This window comes from Acidimicrobiales bacterium (assembly GCA_022452035.1).
Taxonomy (GTDB): Bacteria; Actinomycetota; Acidimicrobiia; order Acidimicrobiales; family MedAcidi-G1; genus UBA9410.
In genome coordinates this window covers 21,054-27,492 of sequence record JAKURV010000025.1, presented here as the reverse complement: position 1 = coordinate 27,492, position 6,439 = coordinate 21,054, and the positions used below count along the sequence as shown (strand labels likewise).

Sequence of the window (6,439 nt, the reverse complement as noted above, 5' to 3'; positions counted from 1 at the left end):
CGGCCCCGGTCTGACGACCGGCCAGCCGGTAGGGTCGGGCGCCCTCCGGTGGACCAAGGGGAACAAGTGAACGAAACCAAGACGGCGAAAGGCAACCGGGTAACCGACGAACGGCCCTGGTGGGACACCTTCCCCTGGTGGGCGGCCATCATCATCGGCGTCCTGCTCTGGATGGGCTGGCAGATCCTGACCAATGACAATTACGAGTTGGCTTGGGACCGGATCATCCCCGGCCTCAGCCTCACTATCTCCGCGACCATTCAGGCGTTCGCCTTCGCCCTTGTGATCGCTCTGGTGGTCGGGATCGGCCAAATGTCGCGAAACGTGGTCCTCCGGACCATGTCCCGGACCTACGTGGAGTTCGTGCGCGGCATCCCGATCCTGCCCCTGATCTTCACCGTGGCCCTGATCCTCGTGCCTGAGGGGACCGATGCCATCAACGGCCCCCTAGAAAGGTGGTTCGGCTGGGAGTTGAAGCTCTCCTTCATGATGCGGGCAATTGTGACCCTCTCCCTGATCTATGGGGCTTATATGGCGGAGATCTTCCGGGGCGGTATCCAGTCCATCCCGCCGGGCCAGACCGAAGCAGGCCGTTCTCTGGGCCTAAGTCGGCACCAGACCATGCGGTCGGTAGTCCTCCCACAGGCGATGCGGGCCATCATCCCACCACTAGGTAACGACTTCATCGCCATCCTCAAGGACACCTCCCTGCTCTCTGTGCTGGGTGTCCTGGAAATCACCCAGAGGGCCCGCCAGTTCTCGGCCAGCACGTTCAAGTTCCGTGAGGGCTACTTCGTGGTGGCCTTCATATACCTGGTCTTGACGCTTGGACTCTCGGTGCTCCTCGGGCTCCTCGAGAAGCGAATGACCCGGGACCGGAAGGGGGAACGATGACCGCCGAGCACACCCCCGCTCCCATGATCGTTTTGAAAGGTATGTCCAAGACTTTCAACCGGACCATCCACGCCGTTCGTGACGTGGACCTGGAGGTGGCCGAGGGCGAGGTGGTGGTGATCGTGGGCCCCAGCGGTTCGGGCAAGTCCACTGTGCTCCGTTGCGTCAACCTGCTGGAAATTCCCACCAAGGGAACGGTCGTGGTTGACGGCTTCGACCTGACCGATGCCTCTACCGACCTGGACCACGTCCGGGCCGAGGTGGGCATGGTGTTCCAACAGTTCAACCTGTTCCCCCACCTGACCGTGCTGGAAAACATCACGCTGGCCCAGCGTAAGGTCCGCAACCGGTCTAAGGCCGAGGCCACCGACATGGCCATGCGCCAACTGGACCGGGTCGGCATCCCCGAGAAGGCCGAGGCCTACCCCCGCCAACTCTCCGGTGGACAACAGCAGCGGGTGGCCATCGCCCGGTCCCTGGCCATGGAACCTCGGGTGATGCTGTTCGATGAGCCGACGTCAGCCTTGGACCCCGAGATGGTCAAGGAGGTCCTGGACGTCATGCTGGAGTTGGCCAGCGAAGGCATGACCATGGTTGTGGTGACCCACGAGATGGGTTTTGCTCGGGCAGCCGCCGACCGTTTGGTGTTCATCGACGAGGGCGAGATCGTCGAGGTCGGCCCTCCAGAAGAGGTTTTCGCCAACCCGACCCAGGAGCGCACACGAGCGTTCTTCGACAAGATCCTCTACTGAGCTACAGACGGCGACCCTGCCATGACCACCCCGGCCGTTGAGCTCTCCGGCATTACCAAGCGCTACCCGGGCGTGGTGGCCAACGACGCCGTCGACCTGCAAGTGGCCGAGGGTGAGATCCATGCCGTGGTCGGAGAAAACGGTGCAGGCAAGTCGACCCTGATGAAGATCCTTTACGGGATGCAGTCACCCGATGAAGGGCAAATGCTTGTCCGGGGGGCTGAAGTTCAATTCTCATCGCCTGCCGAAGCCATCGCTCACGGCATTGGGATGGTCCATCAGCACTTCATGTTGGCTGACAATCTGACGGTCTTAGAAAACGTGGTACTCGGTGCTGAACCTCGAAAGCGGGGGTTCATCGATCGGGAAGCCGCCCGTCGTGACCTGGAACACCTCGGCGCCTCCTACGGCCTTGACATTCACCCCGACGACCTGGTCGAGACCCTGGAGGTCGGCGAACGCCAGCGGGTGGAGATCATCAAGGTGTTGTATCGGGGAGCCCGGATTCTCATTTTGGACGAGCCGACATCGGTGCTGGTCCCTCAAGAGGTGGAAGAGCTTTTCCGCAACCTCCGGGAACTCAAGGCCCGGGGCCACACCATCTTGTTTATCGATCACAAGTTGGAAGAGGTCCTGGCCATTGCCGACACCGTGACAGTTCTACGACAGGGGCGGACGATGGCGACTGTTGATCCGAAGCGGGTTACCGCCTCGGAGTTGGCCGAACTAATGGTCGGTTCCGAGCTTCCCTCGCCATCAACTGAGCCCCGTGCTGTCGACGATCACGTCTCCTTGTCTCTGAGCGACGTGATGGTGCTCGACGAGACGAAGCGTCCTGCTCTGGACAACGTGAGCCTCGCTGTGCGCCGAGGAGAGATCCTCGGTGTGGCAGGTGTCGAGGGAAACGGTCAGGGAGAGCTGATCGAAGCCATCCTCGGGCTTCGCTCCATAGAGGATGGCGGCCAGATTCTCTTGGACGGCGAAGAAATCTCTACCTGGTCGGTTCGTCGGAGACGCGAGGCGCTCATTGGTTACGTCCCCGAGGACCGTCACCGTCGCGGCCTGCTCCTAGACGCTCCACTCTGGGAGAACGCCATGCTTGGCCACCAGACAATGGAGCCCTTCGCTCGTGGCCCGCTGTTGGACCGACGCCGGAGCCGGGAAGCCACGACACGCATTGTCAAAGACTTTGACGTCCGGACTCCAAGCATCGACACGTCGGCCCGAGCTTTGTCGGGCGGCAATCAGCAGAAGTTGGTCATCGGTCGGGAGATGGCTGCATCACCCCGACTACTCATCGCAGCCCATCCCACTCGGGGCATTGACGTTGGCGCTCAAGCCGCTGTTTGGGAGGAGTTGCGGACCGCAAGACAGAACGGGCTTGCCCTGCTCCTGGTCTCGGCCGATCTGGAGGAGTTACTCGGTTTGGCCGACCGCTTGGTGGTCATGCTGCGGGGCCGGGTGGTCGCCGAACTGGACCCAGGTACCACCACGCCCAGACAACTGGGCGGATACATGACCGGTGCCGAGGACGTAACCGGGGACGAAGAATGACCGGTCGACGGATCATGCTGGCCCTGGCTCCCCCGGTTGTGGCCATTATCTTTTCGGTCGCCCTTTCCTCAGTAGTTCTGCTGATAGCCGGCACCAGCCCGTGGGAAGCCTGGCGGGAGATGCTTTCCTACGGCAGCAGTCTGGGAGCCCTCGTCGAGACGGGAAATCGGGCCACGCAGTTGTACCTGGCCGGTATCGCCGTCGCAATTGGCTTTCGGATGAACCTCTTCAATATCGGTGTTGAAGGCCAGTACATGTTGGCCGCCCTCGTTGCGGCGGCCGTCGGAGCGGCAGTCAACCTTCCACCCATTTTGCACGTGGCCCTGATCATGGCCGTTGCCATGTCCGTTGGATCCCTGTATGCCGGGGTTGCCGGCTATCTCAAGGTGACGCGTGGCGTCCATGAGGTGATCTCCACCATCATGTTGAACGCCATTGCCCTGTCGGCCATCGGCTACCTGCTCAGGACGTGGCTCGACGATGGGGATGACACCACCCTCAACATCACAACGCCGGAAATCGCGCCGTCAGGACGCTTCCCCAACCTCAACGGGATGGTGGAAATGTTTACCCGGGAGATTGGAAGGGGGCGCGAGCTCTGGGGCTTCCTCCTGATCGCCATCGTCGTTGGGGTTCTCTTCCACCTTTTCCTGACCCGAACCCGCTCCGGTTTCGATCTGCGGGCCACCGGCCTGAACCCGTTCGCCGCTGAGGCCAGTGGAGTGGACCCGCGAGCCACCGTGGTGCGAGCCATGCTGTTATCTGGTGCAGTTGCCGGCCTGATCGGCCTACCGGAGATCCTGGGCGACAGCTACAAATACGACCTCGGGTTTACTCGGGGTCTGGGCTTTACGGGCATAGCGATCGCCCTCATTGGACGCAATCATCCTGCCGGAGTGGCAGTGGGGGCCCTCCTGTTCGGCTGGCTTGACAGCGCTGCGCCCATCCTGGACGTGGTAGGCGATACCCCACGAGAGATCGTGTCCATCCTCCAGGGAGTGGTCGTGCTCTCAGCTGTTGTGGCCTACGAGGTGGTTAACCGAATCCGTCGGGCCCAGGAGGCTCGAGACGCTGCGTCGGCCACCCAGCGAACTCTGGAACCGACGTCATGAGGCGCCCGACCTTGCGTGACTCGGTGGTAATGCGATGGATGGTCGCCGCCCTCGGCTTGGTCATAGCTCTCTCGCTTACTCAAGAACTGGCGCGACCAGAGACCACTGATCTGATCTCGGCTGGTACCGCCGAATCCACCCTCCGGCGGGCCATACCAATTCTGTTAGCCGGCCTGGGCGGGATCTGGGCCGAACGAGCCGGCGTGGTGAATATCGGCCTCGAAGGAATGATGATTCTGGGCACCTGGTTCGGAGCCTGGGGGGCGCTGGAATTCGGGCCCTGGTGGGGCCTAGCCATCGGTGTAGCCGGCGGAGCCGCGGGTGGCCTACTCCACGCAATAGCCACGGTCGGTTTCGGCGTCGACCACATCATCTCCGGCGTGGCCATCAACATCCTGGCGCCGGCCCTGGCCCGGTTCCTGTCCGGCGAAGTCTTTGCGGCTCGCTCCGGAGGTGGCATCACCCAATCTCCGCGGGTGGAGTCGGTAGGACACGGGGATCTGCCATTCGTTTCGGGTGGCGACATGTTTGGATGGAGCACCCCCGACCTTTTCGGCTGGCTCTCTGACCAGGGATGGTTCCTAGTGTCAGACCTGTCAGCCCTTTTGTCTGGAATCACCAGCAACGTCTCTTGGGCGACCCTGTTGGCGCTACTCCTCGTCCCTGCCTCAGTGGTGATCCTGTGGCGAACGAGTCTTGGCTTGCGAATCCGGGCGGCCGGCGAGCACCCAGTCGCTGCGGACAGTCTCGGAGTCAACGTGTACCGGATGAAGACCCTTGCCGTGGTAGTCAGTGGCGGTCTGGCCGGCTTCGGTGGCGCCTTCATCGTCATTGAACAGACCGGCATCTACCGAGAGGCTCAAGTTCAGGGCCGAGGGTTCATCGGGCTGGCCACTGTCATCTTCGGCAACTGGCAACCGGTAGGTGCTTTCCTTGGCTCGATGCTCTTCGGTTTCGCTGACGCTCTGCAACTCCGTGACCGCACCGCGGTACACGCCCTCTTGCTGTTAGTCGGCGCAGCCCTGGCTGCTCTGGCCGTGCGAGCAGTCCTTCGACGTCGACCTGCAGCGGGGACTGGGTTCGCTGCTCTAGCCCTCGTCGTGCTGTGGTGGTACTCGGTGAGTGAAGAGGTCATGCGTGAACTGCCGCCAATCACCCCCCACGTCGCCACCCTTCTGGTCCTGGTGTTCGCCTCGAGCCGTCTCCGCATGCCGGCCGCCAATGGGCTTCGATACCGGCGAGGCCAGGAGTGAGCGCGGCGAGCACCGTCCTGGACAAGGATCGTCGGGAGGCTTGGGAACGCGACGGCTTCGTAGTCCTACCCGGGTTTGTGTCACCCGACCGGGTCGAGTCCCTCCGCCGCCGCATCGACGAGCTGGTAGCCGGCTACGCCTCACAGGGCCTACCCGACGGCGCGGCCACCGTGTTCTCCACCACCGAGCAGACCCACGCCCAGGACGACTGGTTTCTCACATCAGCTGACGTGATCCGTCCGTTCTTCGAGAACGGGGCCTTTGACGCCGACGGAAACCTGGTCGCTCCAATGGACCGGGCTCTGAACAAGATGGGCCATGCCCTGCACGACCTTGACCCGGCCTTCGACCAGTTCTCCCGAACGAGTGACCTTGCCTCCCTGGTGGCCGAGCTGGGCGTCACCGACCCACTCCTCCTGCAGTCCATGGTCATCTTTAAGCCCCCCCGGATCGGCGGGGAGGTGGTCTGCCATTGCGACCACTCCTTCCTGTGGACCGACCCCCAGACGGTGGTTGGCCTCTGGTTCGCCCTTGACGACGCCACGGTCGCTAACGGCTGCATGTGGGCCATCCCGGGAGGACACGTCGGCGGCGCCCGGACCCGGTTCCGACTCGACGGCACCGGCGGCACCACCACCGACGTCCTGGACCCCACGCCGTACGACCACGGTGACCTGGTGCCGATGGAGGCAGAAGCTGGAACCCTGGTCGCCTTCCACGGATGCCTCCCCCACTGGAGCGGCGCCAACACCTCGGACCGCCCGCGTCTTGCCTACACGTTGCACGTGATCGACGGGACGGCCCACTACCGGGACGACAACTGGCTGCAGCGCAGTGCAGACCTACCGCTTCGCGGCTTCGCCTGACCTCCCCT

At 63.0% G+C, this 6,439-nt stretch carries 6 protein-coding genes; all 6 read left to right on the top strand.

Going from position 1 to position 6,439, the window contains the following annotated elements; all coding sequences use genetic code 11:
* Positions 1–66 precede the first annotated feature (66 nt).
* From MK181_08925 to MK181_08900, 6 genes are read left to right on the top strand one after another with little or no spacing between them, the layout of a single operon-like run.
* The gene (locus MK181_08925) at positions 67–894 is read left to right on the top strand and encodes an amino acid ABC transporter permease (protein ID MCH2419923.1); all 828 of its coding nucleotides are present in this window, start codon (positions 67–69) and stop codon (positions 892–894) included.
* Between the two features lie 23 nt (positions 895–917).
* Positions 918–1,646: an amino acid ABC transporter ATP-binding protein gene (locus MK181_08920; protein ID MCH2419922.1), complete on the top strand. Its 729-nt coding sequence runs from the start codon at positions 918–920 to the stop codon at positions 1,644–1,646.
* A gap of 21 nt (positions 1,647–1,667) precedes the next feature.
* Positions 1,668–3,200, top strand: a complete 1,533-nt coding sequence (locus tag MK181_08915; protein ID MCH2419921.1) for an ABC transporter ATP-binding protein — start codon at positions 1,668–1,670, stop codon at positions 3,198–3,200.
* Positions 3,197–4,312: an ABC transporter permease gene (locus tag MK181_08910; protein ID MCH2419920.1), complete on the top strand. Its 1,116-nt coding sequence runs from the start codon at positions 3,197–3,199 to the stop codon at positions 4,310–4,312. The genes MK181_08915 and MK181_08910 overlap by 4 nt, the downstream gene beginning before the upstream one ends.
* A gap of 11 nt (positions 4,313–4,323) precedes the next feature.
* On the top strand, positions 4,324–5,565 hold the full coding sequence (locus tag MK181_08905) for an ABC transporter permease (GenBank protein MCH2419919.1): 1,242 nt from the start codon (positions 4,324–4,326) through the stop codon (positions 5,563–5,565).
* Entirely contained in the window at positions 5,562–6,431 is an 870-nt protein-coding gene (locus tag MK181_08900) for a phytanoyl-CoA dioxygenase family protein (GenBank protein MCH2419918.1), read from the top strand. Before MK181_08905 ends, MK181_08900 begins: the two co-directional genes overlap by 4 nt.
* The last annotated feature ends 8 nt before the right edge of the window (positions 6,432–6,439 follow it).

Excerpts from the sequence above, each read along its gene's own strand:
- MK181_08920 (MCH2419922.1), top strand. The coding sequence starts at position 918 with ATGATCGTTTTGAAAGGTATGTCCAAGACTTTCAACCGGACCATCCAC.
- MK181_08915 (MCH2419921.1), top strand. The coding sequence starts at position 1,668 with ATGACCACCCCGGCCGTTGAGCTCTCCGGCATTACCAAGCGCTACCCG.
- MK181_08910 (MCH2419920.1), top strand. The coding sequence starts at position 3,197 with ATGACCGGTCGACGGATCATGCTGGCCCTGGCTCCCCCGGTTGTGGCC.